This is a genomic window from Alloprevotella sp. OH1205_COT-284 (genome assembly GCF_003859795.1).
In the GTDB taxonomy this organism is placed as follows: domain Bacteria; phylum Bacteroidota; class Bacteroidia; order Bacteroidales; family Bacteroidaceae; genus Alloprevotella.
This window is the reverse complement of the sequence record NZ_RQYI01000051.1, coordinates 1-2,500: the sequence shown is the minus strand read 5'-3', so window position 1 is coordinate 2,500 and position 2,500 is coordinate 1. Positions and strand designations below refer to the sequence as shown.

Sequence of the window (2,500 nt, the reverse complement as noted above, 5' to 3'; positions counted from 1 at the left end):
GGAATTTCGCTACCTTAGGACCGTTATAGTTACGGCCGCCGTTTACCGGGGCTTCAATTCAAACCGTCTCATTACTGATAAGCTCTCCTCTTAACCTTCCGGCACCGGGCAGGTGTCAGACTGTATACCGCATCTTTCGATTTTGCACAGTCCTGTGTTTTTGTTAAACAGTTGCCTGGACCGATTCGCTGCGCCTCATATCGCTATGAGGACCCTTTATCCCGAAGTTACAGGGTCAATTTGCCTAGTTCCTTAACCATGAATCTTCCGAGCGCCTTAGTATATTCAACCCGACTACGTGTGTCCGTTTACGGTACGGGTATCTTAGATGTTAAGCTTAGCGGATTTTCTTGGAAGTCTGATTACCTTCGCTATTGCGCAGTCACAAGGACTTTGCATACTATCGGGATTGGGCTCGGAGCACGGATTTGCCTATGCTCCTCATCGCTTAAACCCTTTAACGAGCTATTCCGTCAGCTCGCGGAAGTGTCACTACTCCGTCTCCACATCGCCAAATAAGATAGTAAGGGAATATTAACCCTTTCTGCCATCGACCTCGCCATTAGGCTGAGCCTTAGGACCCGACTGACCCGGGGACGATTAACGTTGCCCCGGAAACCTTAGTCTTGCGGCGAGAGTGCATCTCACACTCTTTATCGTTACTTATACCTACATTTGCGTTTCCAATCGCTCCAACAAGAATTGGCTTCTCATCTTCAAGGCAATTGGAATGCTCCCCTACCGATACTTAAAGTATCCCATGGCTTCGGTATCCGATTTGATACCCGAGTATTATCCACGCATAGTCCCTCGACTAGTGAGCTGTTACGCACTCTTTGAATGAATGGCTGCTTCCAAGCCAACATCCTAGCTGTCACCGGGACCACACTTCGTTAGTTTAACTTAACCGGAATTTAGGGACCTTAGCCGATGGTCAGGATTCTTCTCCTCTCGGGCGTGGACCTTAGCACCCACGCCCTCACTCCCGGGCTTGGCCTGTGCGCATTCGGAGTTTGTCTGGACTTGATAGGCGGCGAAGCCCTCGCATCCAATCAGTCGCTCTACCTCACACAGGGAACGCCCGAGGCTGCACCTAAATGCATTTCGGGGAGTACGAGCTATCTCCAAGTTTGATTGGCCTTTCACTCCTACCCTCACCTCATCCAGAAGCTTTTCAACGCTTATTGGTTCGGTCCTCCATTCCGTGTTACCGGAACTTCAACCTGGACAAGGGTAGATCACTTGGTTTCGCGTCTACCACCGCTGACTCTGACGCCCTATTCAGACTCGCTTTCGCTTCGGCTTACGTGCGTCATCACACTTAACCTGGCCAACGACGGTAACTCGTAGGTTCATTATGCAAAAGGCACGCCGTCACACCAAAAGGGTGCTCCGACCGCTTGTAGGCGTACGGTTTCAGGAACTTTTTCACTCCTCTCATAGAGGTGCTTTTCACCTTTCCCTCACGGTACTGGTACGCTATCGGTCTCTTACGAGTATTTAGCCTTGGCGGATGGGCCCGCCGGATTCAGACAGGATTTCACGTGTCCCGACCTACTCAGGATACCACTATGCTTCATAAGCGTTTCGAGTACGAGACTGTCACTCTCTGCGGTCGTTCTTTCCAAAACGTTCCTCTACACTTAATCTTGCAACAACGTGGTCCTACAACCCCGATCATGCAGAAACATCATCGGTTTGGGCTGCTCCCCGTTCGCTCGCCACTACTGAGGGAATCATTATTATTTTCTTTTCCTGTGGGTACTAAGATGTTTCAGTTCCCCACGTTAGCCTCCCGCATAGCGGGATGACAGGTCTTCAACCTGCCGGGTTCTCCCATTCGGAAATCTTCGGATCAAAGGTCATTTGCACCTACCCGAAGCTTATCGCAGCTTATCACGTCCTTCATCGCCTGTAAGAGCCTAGGCATCCACCGTACGCCCTTTTTTACTTTCTTGCCTATACTCTTTATAAGAAAAAGAGATACAGGGAATATACTTAAAGCTGTACTTTGTGTTACCTTATTAGTTACTATTTATTCTGAGATGAATGCACAACCGATATAACCATATCGGGAAAGCGAACTTTCAAAAAAATGAAAAACGCCGTTCAAGGCAAATCATCAACAGATTTGTTGCGTGTTCAATATGTCAAAGATCGTATGCTCTTCTATATCAAAGCAGATGAGCAGTAAGAGTGGAGAATATCGGAATCGAACCGATGACCTCTTGCATGCCATGCAAGCGCTCTAGCCAGCTGAGCTAATCCCCCTTGTTTGAGCGGAAATTCCACTCAATTATATTTCATAAACGAACAGAGTACAAGAGGTGATCTTGCAAACTTTTTTTTTTAGAAAAAGATCGACATTTACTTCATTGCCCTATTTTTCAAGACAGAAACAACGAAGATTTTCCAGAAAGGAGGTGTTCCAGCCGCACCTTCCGGTACGGCTACCTTGTTACGACTTAGCCCCAATCACCGGTTTTACCCTAGGCCGACC

1 tRNA gene and 2 rRNA genes (1 of these 3 cut by a window edge) are annotated in these 2,500 nt (G+C 48.1%); all 3 read right to left on the bottom strand.

Annotation, left to right across the window (positions count from 1 at the left end):
- A 23S ribosomal RNA gene (locus EII14_RS08945) occupies nt 1–1,957 on the bottom strand; it reaches 933 nt to the left of the window's first position.
- 240 nt (nt 1,958–2,197) lie between these two features.
- A tRNA-Ala gene (locus tag EII14_RS08940) sits at nt 2,198–2,271 on the bottom strand.
- Nucleotides 2,272–2,416: 145 nt separating this feature from the next.
- Nucleotides 2,417–2,500, bottom strand: a 16S ribosomal RNA gene (locus tag EII14_RS08935); the annotation flags it as partial.